This window comes from Nocardioides sp. B-3, from assembly GCF_024703895.1.
Lineage (GTDB): Bacteria > Actinomycetota > Actinomycetes > Propionibacteriales > Nocardioidaceae > Nocardioides.
The window spans coordinates 1,964,811-1,982,037 of sequence record NZ_CP087968.1; the positions used below are offsets into that span (position 1 = coordinate 1,964,811).

Consider the following 17,227-nt stretch of genomic DNA (forward strand, 5'->3'; position numbering starts at 1 on the left):
GGCGTGCCCGGTGACCCCGAGCAGCCGCTAGCGAATGGAGTGCCATGAGCGACCCCGCAGTGACCACCGGAGGCTTCGGCCCGGATCTCGTGGAGGTCTTCGGGCCTTCGCAGCAGGACGGCGGCCCCGAGCTCGTGCAGCTCCTGACGCCCGAGGGTGAGCGCGTCCACCACCCCGAGTTCGACCACGACTTCTCCGCCGAGGAGCTGCGCGGGTTCTACCGCGACATGGTGCTGACCCGGCGCATCGACACCGAGGCCACCGCGCTCCAGCGTCACGGCGAGCTCGGCATCTGGGCCCAGCTGCTCGGCCGGGGAGGCCGCGCAGATCGGCGCCGGTCGCGCGTTGCGCCCGCAGGACTACGTCTTCCCGACCTACCGCGAGCACGGCGTCGCCTACTGCCGCGGCATCGACCCGCTCGACCTGCTCGGCCTCTTCCGCGGCGTCGACCGGGGCGCCCGGGACCCGGCCGAGAAGAACTTCGGTCTCTACACGATCGTCATCGGCGCGCAGGTGCTGCACGGCGTCGGCTACGCCATGGGCATCCAGCGCGACGGCGCCGTCGGCACCGGCGACCCGGACCGCGACTCGGCCGTCATCGCCCACTTCGGTGACGGCGCGTCCTCGCAGGGCGACGTCAACGAGGGCTTCATCTTCGCCGCGTCCTACAACGCGCCGGTCGTCTTCTTCTGCCAGAACAACCAGTGGGCCATCTCGGAGCCGATCGAGCGCCAGTCCCGCATCCCGCTCTACCAGCGCGCCCTCGGGTTCGGCTTCCCGGGCGTCCGCGTCGACGGCAACGACGTGCTGGCGACGTACGCCGTCACGAAGGCCGCGCTGCAGCGTGCGCGCGACGGGCAGGGCCCCACGCTGGTCGAGGCCTACACCTACCGCATGGGTGCGCACACGACCACCGACGACCCGACGCGCTACCGGCTCTCCGACGACGTCGAGCACTGGAAGCTCAAGGACCCGATCAAGCGCCTCGAGGTCTACCTGCGCCGCAACGGCCTGATCGACCGGGGAGTTCATCGACGCCCTCGACGACGAGGCCAAGGAGCTCGGCCACCACCTGCGCGAGGGCTGCAAGGCGCTGCCGGACCCGGCGCCGATGAGCGTCTTCGACCACGTCTACACCGAGATGACCGACGAGCTCGCCGCCCAGCGACGGCGGCTACGCCGCCTACCTCGCCTCGTTCGAGGGAGAGCACGCATGAGCAACCTGCAGAAGATCACGCTCGCCAAGGGCCTCAACATGGGCCTGCGCAAGGCCATGGAGGACGACCCCAAGGTCCTGATCATGGGTGAGGACGTCGGCAAGCTCGGCGGCGTCTTCCGCATCACCGACGGCCTCCAGAAGGACTTCGGCGAGGACCGCGTCATCGACTCGCCGCTGGCCGAGTCCGGCATCGTCGGTACGGCGGTGGGCATGGCGCTGCGCGGCTACCGGCCCGTCGTCGAGATCCAGTTCGACGGGTTCGTCTACCCCGCCTACGACCAGATCGTGTGCCGGGTCGCGAAGATGACCTTCCGCTCGCAGGGCAAGTCGAAGATGCCGATGGTCATCCGGATCCCCTTCGGCGGCGGCATCGGCGCGGTCGAGCACCACAGTGAGTCGCCGGAGGCGCAGTTCCGCGCACACGCCCGGCCTCAAGGTCGTCGCGTGCTCCAACCCTGTCGACGGCTACTGGATGATCCAGCAGGCCATCGCCTGCGACGACCCGGTGATCTTCCTCGAGCCGAAGCGGCAGTACCACGCCGACAAGCTCGAGCTCGACGAGTCGGCGACCCCCGACCCGCTGTTCACGAGTCGCACCGTCCGCGCCGGCTCCGACGTGACCGTCCCGGCCTACGGCCCGACGGTGAAGACCGCGCTCAAGGCCGCAGAGGCGGCCGCCAACGAGGGCAAGTCGCTCGAGGTCATCGACCTGCGCACGCTCTCCCCGCTGGACATGAAGCCCGTCTACGAGTCCGTCCGCCGCACCGGACGCGTCGTCGTCACCCACGAGGCGCACGTCAACCTCGGCATGGGCTCCGAGCTCTCGGCCCGGATCACCGAGGAGTGCTTCTACTCCCTCGAGGCCCCGGTGCTGCGCGTCGGCGGCTTCGACACCCCCTACCCGCCCTCGCGCATCGAGGAGGAGTGGTTGCCCGACCTCGACCGCGTCCTCGACGCCGTCGACCGCTCGCTGGAGTTCTGACATGGCCGAGTTCAAGCTGCCCGACGTCGGCGAAGGCCTCACCGAGGCCGAGATCGTCTCGTGGAAGGTCAAGGTCGGCGACGTCATCGAGATCAACGACATCATCGTCGAGATCGAGACCGCCAAGTCGCTCGTCGAGCTGCCGTCGCCCTATGCCGGCACGATCCTCGCGTTGATGGTCGACGAGGGCGAGATGGTCCAGTCGGTACGCCGATCATCTCGGTCGGAGACCCGTCCGAGGCCGCTGCTCCTGCGACTCCTGCCGCGCCGGCCCCCGAGGCCGACCTGTCCGAGATGGACCTCTCCAACCCCGCCGCGTCCGGTGGCGGCGAGGGTGAGTCGCTGGTCGGTCGTAACAAGGCCGAGCGCGGACCGCAGCGCCGGGCCCGTCGTGGCTCCGCGTCGCCGGCCTCCGCTGCCGGTGCGCAGACGCTGATGCAGGTCCGGGGCTCGTTCGCCCCGGGCGGTGCCCGGTCCGACGAGGTCGCACCCGTCGACGAGCCGGCCGTGCCCGCGACGTCCGCTTCGACGGGTCCCGCCCCCGCTCCGGCCGAGGCGTTGGTGCCGGCCGCTGCACAGTCGCCCAACGCCGTACGCGCCCCGGCGAAGCCGCCCGTGCGCAAGCTCGCGAAGGACCTCGGGATCGACATCACGACGCTGATGGGGACCGGTGCCAACGGGGGTGATCACGCGGGCTGACGTGGAGGGTGCCACCTCCGGTTTCGTGACGGGCGCCAGCGCGCCCTCCTCAACCTCCGGTTTCGCGGCCCCCTCGACCTCCGGTGCCGGGGAGACGCGCGAGCCGGTCAAGGGCGTGCGCAAGATGATGGCGACCGCGATGGTGGGGAGCGCGTTCACGGCCCCGCACGTCACCGAGTGGATCACCGTCGACGTGACGGCCACCATGGAACTCGTCGCGCGGCTGAAGAAGCGTCGCGAGCTCAAGGACGCCAAGGTCTCGCCGCTGCTGGTGCTGTCCCGCGCGGTGATGCTGGCGATGAAGCGGACGCCGGAGATCAACTCGTTCTGGGACGACGCAGCGCAGGAGGTCGTCTACAAGAACTACGTCAACCTCGGCATCGCCGCGGCCACCCCGCGCGGGTTGGTCGTGCCGAACATCAAGGACGCCGACCAGCTCTCGATGGTCGACCTCGCGGGTGCGCTGGCCGGGCTGACCGCGACCGCTCGCGACGGCAAGACGCAGCCGGCCGAGATGGCCGGGGGACCTTCACGATCACCAACGTGGGTGTCTTCGGTGTCGATGCCGGTACGCCGATCATCAACCCCGGCGAGGCGGCGATCCTGTGCTTCGGCGCGATCCGCAAGCAGCCGTGGGTGGTGGGCGACGACATCGTCGCGCGGACATCACGACGCTGGCGCTGTCGTTCGATCACCGCCACATCGACGGTGAGAAGGGGTCGCGCTTCCTCGCCGACGTGGCCGGGATCCTCGAGGACCCGGGCACGGCATTGCTGTTCTGAGGCGGCATCGACCGAGGGGCCGGGCTCTGCGAGGATGGGCGCCATGACCGCGGAGTCACCTCCACCCCCCGCAGCGGTCCTCCTCCGGGCACAAGTCGTCGCCGAGCAGCTTCGTCGCGAGTCCGAGGAGGAGGCCGCGCGCGCGACCGCGCACGTGCGCGAGCTCGTCGCCGACGCTGCACGCGACCGCGAGGACGCCCTGCGGGTGCGCGCCGAGGCGGAGCAGGTGCGCCTCGACGCCGATCAGGTGAGGCTGCGCGCCGAGCAGGTGCTCCGGGAGGCCTCGGAGGAAGCCGGCACGATCGTGGCCGACGCGGGCGAGCAGGCCACCGTGCTGCTGCGCACCGCACAGGCCCAACGCGACCGGTTGCTCGAGGAGGCACACCAGCATGCGGAGACGCGGCATCTCGAGGTGTCGGGTCTCGTCGAGCAGGTGCAGGGGGAGGCGGCGAGGCTGCGGGACTCGGCCGAGACGGAAGCGGCCGCCCTGCTCGAGGGTTCGCAGCGCCGGGCCGCCGAGCACCGGGCCCGCGCGCAGCAGGCTGCCGAGGAGCTGACGCGCGCGTCGAGCACGGAGGCCGACCGGGTCCTGACGGCGGCGCGCCGAGGCCGGGGCGCTGCTCGAGGCGGCGATCAGCGAGGCCGGTCGGCTGCGCGACGACGCCGAGAAGGAGGCTGCGGCGCTGCGCGACGAGGCCGCGACCGAGCACGCCCGCTCCGTGGAGCTGGCCGCGTCACTGCTCGCCGATGCCGGGACCGAGGCCGACCGAGAGCTCGGGGCCGCGGCCGAGCAGACCGCCTGGGCCAAGGCCACGGTCGAATCCCTCCTCGCCACCGGCGAGCAGGAGCGCCAGTCGATGAAGAGCGCCGGGCACCGCGAGGCCGGAGAGCACGTCGCCGAGCAGCGGCGCCGGACCCGTGAAGTCCTGCACCGCATCACCGAGCGGATGCGCGTCCAGTCGCCGAGGCTGATCGCAAGGCCGTCGAGATCAGTGATGCCGCGGCCGACGTCGTGCAGGCCGCCGAGGCCGAAGCGGCCGACCTGCGCGCCTCCGCCGCGGCCCACGCCGAGAAGGTCACGCAGGAGGCCGAGTGGCAGGGCACCCGCGTCGCCGAACGTGCCGAACGCCGCCGGGCCGAGGCCGAGGCCGGTGCCGCGAGCCTGCGGACCCGGGCGGCCGAAGAGGTCGTGCGCAGCCAGAACGCCGCCTCCGAAGAGCTGCGCCGGGCCAAGGAGGAGTCCCTGCGGATGCTCACCGAGGCACGTGCCGAGGCCGACGACATGCGGCAGAAGGCCAAGGCTCTGCTGGCCGATGCGCGCCTCGAGATGACCACCCTGCGCAGTCGTCGCGACGGCATCGCCGCCGAGCTCACACAGCTGTCCGGCGTCATCGAGGCGCTCGCCGTCCCGACCGATGAAGCCCCCGAACCTGAATCCCCCGCCCTCACTCCCCCCGATGAACAGGATCAGTCATGACCCAGTCCGACCCGCAGTTCCGAGTGGTGCTGCGCGGCTACGAGCCCGCCCAGGTCGACCGTCGGCTCGCCGAGCTCGCCGAACGGCTCGCTGCCGCCGAGCAGAACACCGCGGCGTACGCCGAACGCGTGCAGCTGCTCGAACAGCACGCCGCCGAGGGCGCCAACCGTGAGGCGGAGCCCGTGGCACCGCCGACCTTCGCGCACCTCGGTGAGCGGATCGCCCAGATGCTCACGCTCGCCGAGGTGGAGGCAGGGGCCGTCCGCGCCCGAGGCCGACCTCGACGCCGAGAACCTCCGCAAGCAGGTCGAGCAGTCGACCATCGGAATCCACGACGAGGCCGACCAGTATGCCGACCAGCGGCGCCGCGACGCCGACGCCGAGAGCGGTCGCGTCCTGACCGACGCCCGGCGCGAGGCCGACGAGATCCGCGACGCGGCCGAGCGCGACGCCGCCGCGCGCCGCCGGAGGCCGAGGCCATCTACGAGGAGCAGCGTGCCAACGCGGCCCGGGCGGCGGCGGACTTCGAGACCACGCTGGCCCAGCGCCGCGAGCGCACCGCCGCGGAGTTCCGTGAGCAGCAGGGCGCCACCCAGCTCCAGCTCGAGACCATGGCCAGCCGGGTCGAGGAGATGCGTACCGCGGCCGAGGCGGAGCGCGAGGCCGCCGACACCGAGTCGCGGCGCGTGCTCGCCGATGCGCAGAGCCGGGCCACGGCCATCGTGCGCGAGGCCCGCGCCAACGCCGAGCGGATCCGCTCCGACTCGGAGCGCGAGCTGGCCGCCGCGACCCAGCGCCGCGACAGCATCAACGAGCAGCTCGTCAACGTCCGCCAGATGCTCACCACCCTGTCGGGATCTGCGGCCGGGATGCTCGCCGAGGAGCCGGCGCCCGTCGCGGCGGCTGCGGACGAGGCTCCGGTCGCGGACGAGCCGGTCGACGAGGTCGACGAGGGCGACGACGTGGAGCAGCAGTCCTGAGGATTGGGATCGCCGGATCGGGGTAGAAGGCCCCGGTGCATCCCTATCCGATGGTCGGCGACAAGGTCGGCCCCTACCGGATCGAGGGACGTCTCGGCGGCGGTGAGCACGGGGTCGTCTTCTCCGCCGTGCAGGCTTCGTCGGGGAGCGCGTCGCACTCAAGGTGATCTCACCCGACGTCGCGCGCGACCCGGTCACACGACGTCGGCTCACCCTCGCGGCGCGTGGCGCCGTCTCGGTCCGTTCGCCACACGTCGCCCGGGTGTTCCTGTACGGCGAGGACAACACCCGGCGCCTCTACATCGCCAGCGAGCTGGTGGCCGAGGGCTCGCTCGGTCAGGTGCTGGACAGCCGGGGTGCGGCCCCGGTCCGGGCGGGGCTCGACCTGATGGCCCAGCTGGCCACCGGCCCGGCCGCCGCCCACGCGCGCGGACTGGTGCACGGTGCGCTCACGCCGGCCAACGTGCTGCTGCAGTGGCGCGAGGGCCGGTCGGTCGGCCTGCTGGCCGATGTCGGCACGGGCTGGACCGCCACCGCTCCCGAGGTGCACCTCGGGAGCGAACCGAGCGTGGCCACCGACATCCACTCGATGGGTGCGCTGCTGTGGGAGACCCTGACCGGTCAGCCTGTCCACCACGGCACGCCCTTCCGTGTCGCGGAGTCCTACATCAAGGACTCGCCGCCGCAGCTGCAGGGGCATTCGCCGCAGGTCCGGCACCTCAACCAGCTGCTCGCCCGCGCGGATGCACCGCGACCCAGCTCGCCGCCACGGCTCGGCGCTGGAGCTGCGCGACGACCTGCTGATCGCCCTGTCGCTCCCCGGCGAGACGGGACCGCTGCTGCGGGCGCCGTACCCACGATCGCGGCCCAGCGAGCGCACCGAGGTCCTGACGTTCTGCTTCGCGCTGGCGCTGATGTCGGTCGGCCTCGTGGTCGGCGCGACGTTGCTGATGATGTCCTTCTGAGACCTCAGCGGGTGTGCCGGGCCGCCGGGACCTCGCGCTCCCCGCTCCGGGGTCAGCCCGGTCGCGGCCTCGCCGACGGTGTCGCGTGCGGTGTCGGCCACGGGGCGGAGCCGGAGGCCGGCATCGATGGCCGGTTGCGGGTCGTGCGACATCATCCCGTCGTTCTCCGGCCGCGGCAGCCACAGCGGGATCGCGTCCTCGCCGGCCCGGGGGCTGGACGTCGTGCTTCTCGAGGAACTCCGAGTCGACCCGGGTGAAGGTCACCTTCGCCCCCACGCCCTCGGCCACCTCGTTGAGCAGCCGCGCGGATCGGCATGATCTCGCCGACCCCGTCGAAGACGCCGCGGGTCCGCGCTTCCCGCCGCGTCCAGGAGCCGGGCCGCCAGATCGCGTACGTCGATCACCCGGACCGCGTCGTCGGGCGACCCCGGCGCCAGCACCTCTCCGCCGCGGGCCAGCCTCTCGGGCCAGTAGGAGAAGCGGCCGGACGCATCGTCCGGGCCCACGATCAGGCCGGGCCGCACGATCATCGAGGACGTGGTCCCGTCGAGCACCGTCTGCTCGCAGGCGACCTTCATCGGGCCGTAGGCCTCGGGGTCGTCGGCGAGGTCGATGTCGTCGGTGATCGCGTCGACGAGCGGCTCCATCGCGGGCGATGAGTTGTCGGCGTACACATTGATCGTCGAGACGAAGACCCAGTGCGCGTCGGGCACCGCGGCCACCGCGCGGCTCACGTGCGACGGCGTGCGCGAGACGTCGACGACCGCGTCCCACTCGCCCACGATCTCGGCCGGTGCGTCCTGCGACCGGTCCCACGGCAGGTGCGTGACCCCCGTCGGGCAGTGGGCCGGACGAGCCGCGGCAGGCGCAGGTGACGTCCCACCCGCGCTCGACCGCCCGGGTCGCGACTGCTCGGGAGAGGAACTTGGTGCCGCCGAGGACGAGGAGCTTCATGCTCACACTCCACCGGGCGCTCGCGATCGCGGCAAGGGTGTTCGCCGCGGGCGGAACGGGTCAGACCAGCTCGGCGAGCATGTCCGCCGCGCGGCGGCACCGTCCGTCTCGACGGGCCGGTAGTGGACCTCCGCGCGCACGGTCTTGGCGATCATCTCGGCCAGCAGAGTCGGGTCCGAGGCGTCCTCGTAGGTGACGCACTGGCCGGCGCCGTACCGCTCGAGGCGGTGTCGCACGTGGAAGTTCTGCTCGAAGTGGTTCTGCAGCGGCACGTAGAGGAACGGGCGACCGGTGGCTGTCAGCTCCATGCAGGTGGTGAGCCCGCCCCGGACGACGGCGAGGTCGCAGGCGGCGAGATGCCGGTGGAGGTCGGGCAGGAAGCCGCGCATGCGCACTCCCTGTCGACGCGGCAGTGACGCGGGATCGATCCGGGGGCCGCACACGACGAGGAACTTCAGCTCGGGGACGAGCCGTCGAGCGAGGGGTACGGCGTCCAGCACCCGACGAAGCAGGGAGGCGCCCACCCCGGAGCCGCCCACGGTGACGAGGCAGACGAGGTCGTCCTCGCGGTAGCCGAGCTGTGCGCGCAGCCGGGCCGACTCCTCCTCGGAGGGTGGCGTGAAGCCGGAGACGTAGCCGGCGAAGTCGAAGTTGGCCCCGGTCCACTCGCGGATGCCGGGCAGGTCGGGGCCGAAGGACTCGTCGACGACGTCGTCGGGGTTGCCGACGAAGATCGAGCGGTCGCGCAGCCGGTGGTGGCGGGCGCGCTGCTCGATCATCTCGGCGTTGTAGTCGGCGGTCAGCGCCGCCTCGTCGGCGCCGCCCGACGGCATCGGCAGCCACCCGACGAAGTCGGTCATCCAGCGAAGCCGAACCGCTTGAGCTCGGGGTTCTCGTGCAGGAAGTGGTCGACGTCCCGGGCCTCGTCACCGATCACCGTGTCGTAGTGAGTGTCGGCGACGACCTCGGTGAAGAGCATGAAGTTGTTGACCGGGATCTCGTCCATCCTCCGGATCGCCCGGAAGGCATGCAGGTCGTGCTCGCCGCACTCGTCCTCGAAGTGGGCGGACTCGCTGGCCAGCCATCGCGACGCGGGATGCACGGTCTCGCCGGCGCTCGCGAGGACGCGGGTGACCGGGTCCTGCGCGAGCCAGTCGACCCGGAGGTCAGGGTGTCTCGCGCGGAGCTCCCGGGCGATGGCGAGGTCGCGGCGGGCGTGCCCGAGGCCGATCGGGGGAGGACACGTAGAGCGCGCGCTTGCGACGGCGTGCGGCTCGCACCCAGGGTGCGGTCGCTCGAGGGCGGGTGCACCCTGTCGGCGAAGGCCTTGATCAGGTGGTTGGTGCGCACCGGCTCGCGCGCCGGCGGCCCGTGGCCGACACCCTCGAGGAGCACGAGCTCGCCGCCCGTCAGGTCGGCGAGCCGACGACCGACTCCGGGCCGGTCGGATGCGGTCCTCGCTGCCGTGGATGACGACGACCGGACACCGCACCCGCTCGCACAACGGCTCGAGCGGTGTCGCCTCGGCGCCGCGCAGTCCCAGCCGCCCGGCTGTCGTGTCGGCCGGGGTCTGGGCGGAGATGTCCGAGGCCCACGTGGTGAAGTCCTCGACCTGCTTGGTCGAGTGCGGCTCGTGGAACATCTGCCGGAAGAAGAAGTGGACGAAGTCCTCGAATCCGCCATCGAGCCAGTAGTGCTCGTTGTACTTCGCCCAGCCCTCAGTGGTGTCGAGCCGCGCGTCGAACGCGAACTTCTCCCTCGCCGGGCTCGGCACGGACAGTCCGCAGGAGGCGGCGATCGCGACGAGACCGCTCACCCGGTCGGGGTGCTCCGCCGCCACCTGCACCGACCACGCGGCGGCGCAGGAGAACCCGACGAGCAGCGCCCGCGGGGTCTCGGTTGCGTCCAGGACGGCCAGCGTGTCTGCGGGCGAACTCGCGATCGGCGTACGCCGCCGCGCCGGCCGGACGACCGGAGCGACCCGACCCCCTCCCGTCGAAGGTGACGACGCGGAAGTGCCGCGCGAGGTAGGGCACCTGCAACTTCCAGCAGCGCGAGTCGACGATCGACCACGTCGGCAGCAGGAGGATGGTCGGTCGGTCTGCCTCGAAGACGTCGAAGGCGATCTCGACGCCGACGCGCTCGACCGTGCCGGACCGATCGGGAGGCCGGGGACGGTGTCGGGACACACTCCCCTTGGGGTCCAGCACCATCCCGGCCTCCCTGCCTCGATCCTCCAGTGTCCACCCGCGACGTGCCCCGCGTCAGGGCCTGACCTCGAAGACCCGGTTGAACGGCGTCTCCGCGACCCGCGCGAACCGGGTGAAGCCTCCGGCGGTGGTCACGTCGCGGATCCTCGACGGTCCAGCCTGCGTGCCGAGGGCGAGGCCGACGTCCTGCGACAGCGACGACGGCGTGCAGAGCAGCGTCGAGAACCCGTAGTAGGCGCGGCCGACCGGGTTGAGGTTGTCCTCGACGTGGTCGCCGGCCATCGGCTCGACGACCATCCACGTGCCGTCGTCCGCCGGGGCTCCGCGGACGTGTCGCGTCGCGCCGACCGGATCGCCCATGTCGTGCAGGCAGTCGAACATCGTGACCGGGGCGAAGCCGGTGCCGCTGAAGCCGCCGGCCGGCGCCACCTCGAAACGGACCCGGTCCTGCACGCCAGCCTCGAGGGCTCGCTGGCGCGCCGTTGCGATCGACTCGGGGTGGTAGTCCGAGCCGACGAACGTCGAGGCAGGGAACGCCTGCGCCATCAGGATCGTGGACGCACCGTGGCCGCAACCGACGTCGGCCACGGTGGCGCCGCGGGTCAGCTTGTCGACCACGCCGTCGAGCGCGGGCAGCCACTCGGCGACCGGTGCGCGTGATAGCTCGGCCGGAAGAAGCGTTCACAGCCCACGTGGACGTCGGTGTCGTGCTCGTGCCAGCCGTAGCCGGCGCCACTTCGTGCTGCCTCGATGATGTGCGACGTGTCGTGGACCGTGCCCAGTGCGATCTGGAAGAAGCCGGGCAGGAAGGCCGGGCTGTCCTCGTGCGTGAGCGCGACGACCTGCTCCGGTGGCAGCGTGTAGGCGCCCGCCGCCGGGTCGTAGGTGACGTAGGAACCCGCTGCTCGGGCGTTGAGCCACTCGCGGGCGTAGGGCTCGCTCGTGCCGGTCCGCTCGGCGAGCGCACTCGGCGTGCTGGGGCCGTGGGCGGCCGGGTCGCGGTAGTAGCCGAGCTTGTCGCCCATCACCACCAGCGCGGCGTTGAGGGTCGCTCCCACCTCGTCCACTGCCCGGAACACGAACTGCATCAGCTTGTCGGTGTCGACCTCTGCCGGATCCTTCTGGGCCGGCGCCTGAGTCGTGGTCATCAGATTCTCCCTTCGTTGACCGATCCGAACGTAGGTACCGGTGGGCGACGACCGCGTCCAGTGACCCCCCGGTGGTGGGGAATCGCCCCTACACTCGGTGGGTGCTGATCGGTCGGGGAGCACGAGCAGCGGACCATCGATCGGCTCGTCTCAGGCGCGCGGATCGGTGCCAGTGGCGTGCTCGCCGTCACCGGGGAGCCGGGCGTCGGCAAGACCGCCCTCCTCCGCTGGACGGAGGGCCGCCTCGACGGTTTTCGCGTCCTGCGCGCCACGGGCACCGAGCCGGAGCGGGAGGTCCCGTTCGCCGGTCTCCTCGGAGTGCTGCGGCCGGCGCTGGACCTGCTCGACTCGATCGCCCCTCCGCAGGCCCGGGCACTGTCGGCGGCCCCGGCGATGGAAGAGGGGCCCGCCGGTGACAGGTTCGCGATCGGTGCGGCGACGCTCAGCCTGCTCTGCAGGTATGCCGAAGCGGCGCCCGTCGCCGTCCTGCTGGACGACGTCCACCTGCTTGATCGGCCGTCTGTCGGCGCCCCCGGTCTTCGCCGCCCGCCGCCTGAGCTCCGACCCGATCGCCGTACTGGTGGCGGGACGAGCGGGCGAGGCCGACGACCCGGTCGAGGGACTCGACAGCTTGGTGCTCTCAGGCCTCGACAGAGGCTCCGCCCGCAGCCTCGTCGAGGGGTTGTCGTCCACGCCGGTGTCCGACGAGTGGTTGACCCGCGTGCACGAGCTCACCGGTGGCAACCCGCTGGCCATCGCCGAGCTCGCCGAGGACCCCGATGCGTTGCTGCCCAGCGGCTCGGACGTCCCGCCGCCGCTGTCGTCCGCGCTCGCCGCGTCCTTCACCCGCCGGGTGCGCCTGCTCGACCCCGCCGCCCGGTCGGCGCTGCTGGTGGCGGTCGTGTGCAACGGCGACCTGCGACTGACCGCGGTGGTGTGCGCGGCGCTCGGTCTGGATGTCTCCCGGCTCGCGGTCGCGCAGCACGCGGGGCTGGCCGACGTGCTGGGTGGCGAGGTCACGTTCCGGCACCCGTTGCTCCGTGCCGCCATGTATCACGACAGCCCGCCCGACGAACGCCGGGCCGTGCACGCCGCGGTGGCGGCGGCCCTGCCTGACGACGATGTCGACCGGCGAGCCCGGCACCTCTCGGAGTCGCTCTGGACTGCGGATGCCGGCGTTGCCGCGATGCTGGACAGTGCAGCCGACCGGGCGGCGGCCGGTCCGCATACGCGATCGCGTCCACGGCGTACGAACGGGCAGCCCGGCTCAGCCCGGAGGCCGAGGAAATGGCGCCCCGGCTGGTGTCGGCGGCGGAGAACGCCCGGGCCGCGGGCCCGGCACCGCGGGCGATCGCGCTGTTGGACGAGCTGGCTCCGACCCACCTCGCGCCGGACCCGGCGATGAGCGCGCTCGAGCTCCGGGCGTCCATCGCCATCCGCAGCGGCTCGGTGCGCCACGCCGCCGCGCTGCTCGGGAGAGCTGCCGCCGAGACCGGCTCGCCCGACGCGCGCGCCGTCCTCCCCGGCCGAGGCGCTGCACGCGACGCTCTTCCTCGCCGACGGCGCGGCCGCTGGTCGGCTGGTCGACGAGCTGACCTCGGCGGTGTCCGCCGCGACGACGATGCGGTCCCGCGCGATCGGCACCGTGGCGCTCGGGATGGCCAAGGTCCTCGCCGGTCGCGGCGGCATCGAGGAGCTCCGCGCCGCCGTACCCCTCCTCGCCGGGGGCGGAGCTGCAGCAGGACGACCGCGGGGTGTCCCGGTTGATGTACGCCCCGCTGTTCATCCGTGACGCCGCGACCGGGCGCGAGCTGCGCTCGCGCGTCGACGAGGCGCGGGCGCGAGCCGGGGTGGGCACCCTGCCGGCGCTGCTGTTCCTCGTCGCCCGTGACGGCGCGGACGTCCGACTCGTGGGCCGGGGCCGCGGCCGACTACACCGAGGCGATCCGGCTGGCGAGGGACACCGGCCGGGCGACCGAGCTCGCCATGTCGCTCGCCGGCCTGTCGTGGCTGGAGGCGCGCACCGGCCGGGAGCAGGCGTGCCGGGAGCACGCCGCGGAGACACTGGCCCTGAGCGGGAGCCGGGAGATCCACTGGGCCGAGGCCCGGGCGCTGTTCGCTGGGCGATCTCGAGCTGTCCTTGGGGGATCCGGCCGCCGCGCTGTCCCATCTGCAGCGACTCGACACCCTGCTCGTCGAGCTGTCCCCGGGCGACCCCGATCTCTCGCCGCGCGCTGAGCTGGTGGACGTGCTGCTGCGGCTCGGTCACACCGACGAGGCCACCCGCACGGCTGCGGCGTACGGCGCAGCCGCGGACGCCAAGGGACAGCCCCGGGCGCGGGCGCGGGCGTTCCGCTGCCGGGCCATGGTGTCGGCGGAGGGCTTCGACACCGCCTTCCAGCAGGCCCCGGCCCTGCACGAGGAGACACCGGACCGCTTCGAGGCGGCCCGCACCTCCTTGGCGTACGGCGCCCGACTCCGCCGTGCCGGGCGCCGGGTCGACGCCCGGGCGCACCTGCGCGGTGCCCTCGACTCCTTCGCGGCCCCGGGCGCCGAGGTGTGGGCCGACCGGGCCGCGACCGAGCTCCACCTGACCGGCGAGCGGGTGCCGCGGCGTGCCGTCGGCGGCATCGCGTCGCTGACACCGCAGGAGCTCCGGGTCGCGGTGCTGCTCGCCGACGGCCGGACGACCCGGGAGGCGGCCGCGGCCCTGTTCCTCAGCCCGAAGACGGTGGAGTACCACTTGCGCAAGGTCTACACGAAGCTCGACATCCGCTCCCGGGAGGAGCTGGCGGGCGCGGTCGCGGGTTCGCAACCTCAGGTGTAGCGCTTGGTCCGATCCGCTGCCGACCCGGCACCCCGGTTGATCAACGCCGCCAGCTCGTACTCCAGCACCGCGCCGACCCGGCGGCAGAAGGCCTCGGGCTCGTCGGCCGCGTCGGGCTTCTCCGCGACGATCCGATCCACGATGCCGCGGCGGTAGAGGTCGAGGGCGCGGACCTGCTGGGCGCGCGCCATCTCCGGCGCGTGGTCGAGGTCGCGGTGCACGATCGCCGAGGCGCCCTCGGGCGGCAGCGGCGAGAGCCGGGCGTGCTGGGCGGCGACGACCCGGTCGGCCGGCAGGAAGGCGAGCGCGCCACCGCCGTTGCCCTCGCCGAGCATCAGGCACAGGGTCGGCGCCGTCAGCGTCACGAGGTCGGCGAGCGAGCGGGCGATCTCGCCGGCCGGGCCCCCGTTCTCGGCCTCGGGCGACAGGGCGGCGCCCCCGGGTGTCGATCACGGTGACGAGCGGCAGCCCGAGCTCGGAGGCGAGCCGCATCCCGCGCCGGGCCTCGCGCAGTGCGCCCGGCCCCATCGGGTGGTCGGTCGTCTGGCCGCGCCGGTCCCGGCCGAGGAACACGCACGGCGCCTCCCCGAACTTCGCCAGCGCGATGAGCAGCCCGGGATCGCTCTCGCCCTGACCGGTGCCGTTGAGCGGCACCACGTCGGACGCGGCATAGCGCAGCAGACGGCGCACTCCCGGGCGGTCCGGACGACGCGAGCGCTTCACCGCGTCCCGGGTGTCGACGTCGGGCACGTCCTCCTGCCCCGGGTCGGCAACCGGCGCCACTCCCTCGCGCGGTGCCTGCAGGATCGACAGCGCGCGATCGAGGATGCCGGCGATCTCGGAGGGCGGGAAGACGCCGTCGATGATGCCGCGCTCGAAGAGGTTCTCCGAGGTCTGGACGTCCTCGGGGAAGTCGCGCCCGTAGAGCGCGGAGTAGACCCGCGGGGCCGAGGAAGCCGACGAGGGCTCCGGGCTCCGCGACCGTGACGTGCCCGAGGGAGCCCCACGACGCCATCACGCCGCCGGTCGTCGGGTTGCGGAGGTAGACGAGGTAGGGCAGCCCGGCCGCCCGATGGGCCGCAACCGCGGCGGAGATCCGCACCATCTGCACGAAGGCCGGCGTCCCCTCCTGCATCCGCGTGCCGCCGGAGACCGGCGCCGCGAGCAGTGGCAGGCCCTCGCGCGTCGCCCGCTCGATGCCGGCCACGACCCGGTCCGCGCTGGCCCGCCCGATCGACCCGGCGAGGAACCGAAACTCTCCGAGCAGTACGGCGACGCGCCGGCCCTTCATGCGACCTTCACCGGTGATGACCGACTCGTCGGTGCCGGCCTTCTCCGCGGCGGCGGCCAGCTCTGCGGCGTACTCCTCGGAGATGCCCATGCGCGACGGCGCCGTGTCCCACGAGGTCCACGAGTCGGCGTCGAGGACGAGGTCGATGAGGTCGCGAGCGCCGAGGCGGGTCATGCGCGCAGAGTAGTCAGACTCCGGGCGGTGGCGTCGTGCGTCCCATGATCCACGCGTCGAAGAAGGCCGACAGCTCGAGGCCGGTCTCCTTCTCCCAGTGCGCGTACATGTCGTCCCGGGTGACGGACCTGTTGTCGTGGGCCGCCAGCCGGGACCGCGCGATCTCGAAGAACCGGTCGTCGCCGAGCTCGAGGCGCAGCGCGTTCCACATCAGGGCGGGGAGTAGTAGATGTTCGAGCCGCCGAACCGGGCCTTGTCGTAGGCGCCGGGCGGGCCGTAGTCGTCGCGCAGGCCCCAGGTCCCGGCGGCGCCAGTCCGCGATCCTCGACTTGATCGGTCGGCCGCCACCGTCCTCGGACGCGTTGTCGGACTCCCACAACCCCTGCATCAGCATCGTCATGCCCTCGTTGAGCCAGACGTCGCGCCAGTCGGCGGGCGAGACCCGGTCGCCGTACCACTGGTGCACGAGCTCGTGGACGAGCACGGGAGCCGAGCGGACGTAGTCGTTGTCGCCGATCGTGACCATCGTCTGGGTCTCCATCGCCGACATCGAGTCGGTGGCGACGATACCCGCTGAGCTGAACGGATAGGGCCCGAGGCGCGCCTCGATCCAGTCGATCGCGGCGTTGCCGGCGGTCATGGCGTCGAGCACCAGCGGCTGGCCGCGGGGATACCAGTAGTCGAGCACGACGCCACTCTTCGAGGTGCCGCTCGAGTGCGCGTAGTCGCCGATGGCGAGGGTGATGAGGTAGCTCGCTGCGGGCTCGTCGAGCTGGAACTCGGTGGTGCGCGTCCCGTCCTGCGTGGTGTTCGCGACGAGGCGGCCGTTGGCGATGCCGGTCCACGGGTCGGGCGCGGTGACGGTGATGTCGTAGAGGGCCTTGTCGGCGGGCTGGTCGTTCACGGGATACCAGCTGTAGGCGCCGTAGGGCTCCTGCATCGTCCAGACCTCGTCGCGGTCGGTGACCGTGAAGCCGAGCGTGGAGAAGTCCTCGCGCGTCGTCGGCGCCGGCACGGGCTGTGGCTTGCCGGAGTAGCGGATGACGAGCTCGTGCCGGTCGTCCCGGACGAGCGGACGGAGGATCAGGATGTCTTTCTGGGCTTGGGAGAACTTCGCCTCGGTCCCGTCGACGGTCACGCTGGTCACCGTCAGGGCTCTCGCCGGAGTCGAGCGAGAAGCGGCGCGCCGTCCGGGCTGCGCGGAAGGTGATGGTGGCCGTGCCGGTCAGCGTGCGCGAGGTCGGCGCCCACGCGAGGTCGAGGTCGTAGAGCAGCGCGTCGACGTCGGGCCCGCCGACGGCGGGATAGACGGAGTCCTCGACCGGGGTGCTCTCCGCGAGGGCGAGGTCGGGCTCGACGCGTTCGCCGACGGTCGGTGCAGCGACCGACGGGGTGGCTGCCTCGGAGGCGGACGTGCTGGCAACCGTCGGCGTCGGATCGGCCGCCTCGGGCTCGGAGGTGTTCGAGCAGGCGGCGAGCAGGAGGGCCGCAAGTCCGCTGGTTGAGCAGGCGCGCCAGC

The 17,227-nt window shown here is 72.6% G+C and carries 20 protein-coding genes and 6 pseudogenes; 15 read left to right on the forward strand and 11 right to left on the reverse strand.

Annotation, left to right across the window (positions count from 1 at the left end):
* Window positions 1-44 precede the first annotated feature (44 nt).
* From pdhA to LP418_RS33335, 5 genes and pseudogenes are all read left to right on the forward strand, one after another.
* Window positions 45-1,217 (forward strand): annotated as a pseudogene (gene pdhA / locus LP418_RS12955) (pyruvate dehydrogenase (acetyl-transferring) E1 component subunit alpha).
* Window positions 1,214-2,201, forward strand: a pseudogene (locus LP418_RS12960) (alpha-ketoacid dehydrogenase subunit beta). The pseudogenes pdhA and LP418_RS12960 overlap by 4 nt, the downstream one beginning before the upstream one ends.
* Before the next feature lies 1 nt (window position 2,202).
* Window positions 2,203-2,637 carry a biotin/lipoyl-containing protein gene (locus LP418_RS33325; RefSeq protein ID WP_442940181.1) on the forward strand — a complete coding sequence of 145 codons (435 nt, stop codon included), beginning with the start codon at window positions 2,203-2,205 and terminating at the stop codon, window positions 2,635-2,637.
* Window positions 2,637-2,900: an E3 binding domain-containing protein gene (locus LP418_RS33330; protein WP_442940182.1), complete on the forward strand. Its 264-nt coding sequence runs from the start codon at window positions 2,637-2,639 to the stop codon at window positions 2,898-2,900. Before LP418_RS33325 ends, LP418_RS33330 begins: the two co-directional genes overlap by 1 nt.
* Window positions 2,901-3,039: 139 nt before the next feature.
* A pseudogene (locus LP418_RS33335) lies at window positions 3,040-3,682 on the forward strand (2-oxo acid dehydrogenase subunit E2).
* A gap of 55 nt (window positions 3,683-3,737) precedes the next feature.
* On the opposite strand, the gene LP418_RS12970 reads toward LP418_RS33335, so the two are convergent.
* Window positions 3,738-4,496 carry a hypothetical protein gene (locus tag LP418_RS12970; RefSeq protein WP_257956574.1) on the reverse strand — a complete coding sequence of 253 codons (759 nt, stop codon included), beginning with the start codon at window positions 4,494-4,496 and terminating at the stop codon, window positions 3,738-3,740.
* Window positions 4,417-4,614 (reverse strand): hypothetical protein, encoded by a 198-nt coding sequence (locus LP418_RS12975; protein ID WP_257956575.1) that lies wholly within the window; start codon window positions 4,612-4,614, stop codon window positions 4,417-4,419. Before LP418_RS12975 ends, LP418_RS12970 begins: the two co-directional genes overlap by 80 nt.
* Before the next feature lie 80 nt (window positions 4,615-4,694).
* On the opposite strand from LP418_RS12975, the gene LP418_RS12980 reads away from it, so the two are divergent.
* The 4 genes from LP418_RS12980 to LP418_RS12995 are packed head-to-tail and all read left to right on the forward strand — an operon-like array spanning window position 4,695 to window position 7,361.
* Entirely contained in the window at window positions 4,695-5,159 is a 465-nt protein-coding gene (locus LP418_RS12980) for a hypothetical protein (RefSeq protein WP_257956576.1), read from the forward strand.
* Window positions 5,156-6,139, forward strand: a complete 984-nt coding sequence (locus LP418_RS12985) for a hypothetical protein (protein WP_257956577.1) — start codon at window positions 5,156-5,158, stop codon at window positions 6,137-6,139. Before LP418_RS12980 ends, LP418_RS12985 begins: the two co-directional genes overlap by 4 nt.
* A gap of 35 nt (window positions 6,140-6,174) precedes the next feature.
* Window positions 6,175-6,306 carry a hypothetical protein gene (locus tag LP418_RS12990; protein WP_257956578.1) on the forward strand — a complete coding sequence of 44 codons (132 nt, stop codon included), beginning with the start codon at window positions 6,175-6,177 and terminating at the stop codon, window positions 6,304-6,306.
* Window positions 6,303-7,361 carry a protein kinase gene (locus LP418_RS12995; RefSeq protein WP_257956579.1) on the forward strand — a complete coding sequence of 353 codons (1,059 nt, stop codon included), beginning with the start codon at window positions 6,303-6,305 and terminating at the stop codon, window positions 7,359-7,361. Before LP418_RS12990 ends, LP418_RS12995 begins: the two co-directional genes overlap by 4 nt.
* Before the next feature lie 3 nt (window positions 7,362-7,364).
* On the opposite strand, the gene LP418_RS13000 is transcribed toward LP418_RS12995, so the two are convergent.
* From LP418_RS13000 to LP418_RS13025, 5 genes are all read right to left on the reverse strand, one after another.
* Window positions 7,365-7,886, reverse strand: coding sequence for a hypothetical protein (locus LP418_RS13000; RefSeq protein ID WP_257956580.1), 522 nt, complete (start codon window positions 7,884-7,886; stop codon window positions 7,365-7,367).
* Between the two features lie 174 nt (window positions 7,887-8,060).
* The gene (locus tag LP418_RS13005; RefSeq protein ID WP_257956581.1) at window positions 8,061-8,918 is read right to left on the reverse strand and encodes a glycosyltransferase; all 858 of its coding nucleotides are present in this window, start codon (window positions 8,916-8,918) and stop codon (window positions 8,061-8,063) included.
* Window positions 8,915-10,249 carry an alpha/beta hydrolase gene (locus LP418_RS13010; protein ID WP_336275985.1) on the reverse strand — a complete coding sequence of 445 codons (1,335 nt, stop codon included), beginning with the start codon at window positions 10,247-10,249 and terminating at the stop codon, window positions 8,915-8,917. The genes LP418_RS13005 and LP418_RS13010 overlap by 4 nt, the downstream gene beginning before the upstream one ends.
* 73 nt (window positions 10,250-10,322) lie before the next feature.
* Window positions 10,323-10,886 carry a class I SAM-dependent methyltransferase gene (locus LP418_RS13020; RefSeq protein WP_257956584.1) on the reverse strand — a complete coding sequence of 188 codons (564 nt, stop codon included), beginning with the start codon at window positions 10,884-10,886 and terminating at the stop codon, window positions 10,323-10,325.
* A complete protein-coding gene (locus tag LP418_RS13025) occupies window positions 10,871-11,416 on the reverse strand; it encodes a hypothetical protein (RefSeq protein WP_257956585.1) in 546 nt (181 codons plus the stop codon). Before LP418_RS13025 ends, LP418_RS13020 begins: the two co-directional genes overlap by 16 nt.
* 177 nt (window positions 11,417-11,593) lie before the next feature.
* Here LP418_RS13025 and LP418_RS13030 point away from each other — a divergent pair.
* From LP418_RS13030 to LP418_RS13050, 5 genes and pseudogenes are all read left to right on the forward strand, one after another.
* Window positions 11,594-11,878: pseudogene (locus LP418_RS13030) on the forward strand (helix-turn-helix transcriptional regulator); the annotation flags it as partial.
* A 46-nt stretch (window positions 11,879-11,924) separates the two neighbouring features.
* A complete protein-coding gene (locus LP418_RS13035; RefSeq protein WP_257957329.1) occupies window positions 11,925-12,821 on the forward strand; it encodes a hypothetical protein in 897 nt (298 codons plus the stop codon).
* Complete coding sequence (locus LP418_RS13040) at window positions 12,704-13,183, forward strand: hypothetical protein (protein ID WP_257956586.1); 480 nt, start codon at window positions 12,704-12,706, stop codon at window positions 13,181-13,183. The genes LP418_RS13035 and LP418_RS13040 overlap by 118 nt, the downstream gene beginning before the upstream one ends.
* Window positions 13,184-13,303: 120 nt before the next feature.
* A complete protein-coding gene (locus LP418_RS13045) occupies window positions 13,304-13,654 on the forward strand; it encodes a hypothetical protein (protein WP_257956587.1) in 351 nt (116 codons plus the stop codon).
* A complete protein-coding gene (locus tag LP418_RS13050; protein WP_257956588.1) occupies window positions 13,557-14,243 on the forward strand; it encodes a helix-turn-helix transcriptional regulator in 687 nt (228 codons plus the stop codon). Before LP418_RS13045 ends, LP418_RS13050 begins: the two co-directional genes overlap by 98 nt.
* On the opposite strand, the gene LP418_RS13055 is transcribed toward LP418_RS13050, so the two are convergent.
* From LP418_RS13055 to LP418_RS13070, 4 genes and pseudogenes are all read right to left on the reverse strand, one after another.
* Window positions 14,234-14,608, reverse strand: a complete 375-nt coding sequence (locus tag LP418_RS13055; protein ID WP_442940185.1) for a carboxyl transferase domain-containing protein — start codon at window positions 14,606-14,608, stop codon at window positions 14,234-14,236. The genes LP418_RS13050 and LP418_RS13055 overlap by 10 nt on opposite strands.
* 91 nt (window positions 14,609-14,699) lie before the next feature.
* Window positions 14,700-15,026 (reverse strand): annotated as a pseudogene (locus tag LP418_RS13060) (acetyl-CoA carboxyl transferase); the annotation flags it as partial.
* 214 nt (window positions 15,027-15,240) lie between these two features.
* A pseudogene (locus tag LP418_RS13065) lies at window positions 15,241-15,708 on the reverse strand (carboxyl transferase domain-containing protein); the annotation flags it as partial.
* 13 nt (window positions 15,709-15,721) lie between these two features.
* On the reverse strand, window positions 15,722-16,846 hold the full coding sequence (locus LP418_RS13070; RefSeq protein WP_257956589.1) for a M1 family metallopeptidase: 1,125 nt from the start codon (window positions 16,844-16,846) through the stop codon (window positions 15,722-15,724).
* On the opposite strand from LP418_RS13070, the gene LP418_RS13075 reads away from it, so the two are divergent.
* A complete protein-coding gene (locus tag LP418_RS13075) occupies window positions 16,797-17,213 on the forward strand; it encodes a hypothetical protein (protein ID WP_257956590.1) in 417 nt (138 codons plus the stop codon). The two genes, LP418_RS13070 and LP418_RS13075, sit on opposite strands and share 50 nt — an antisense overlap.
* Window positions 17,214-17,227 lie beyond the last annotated feature (14 nt).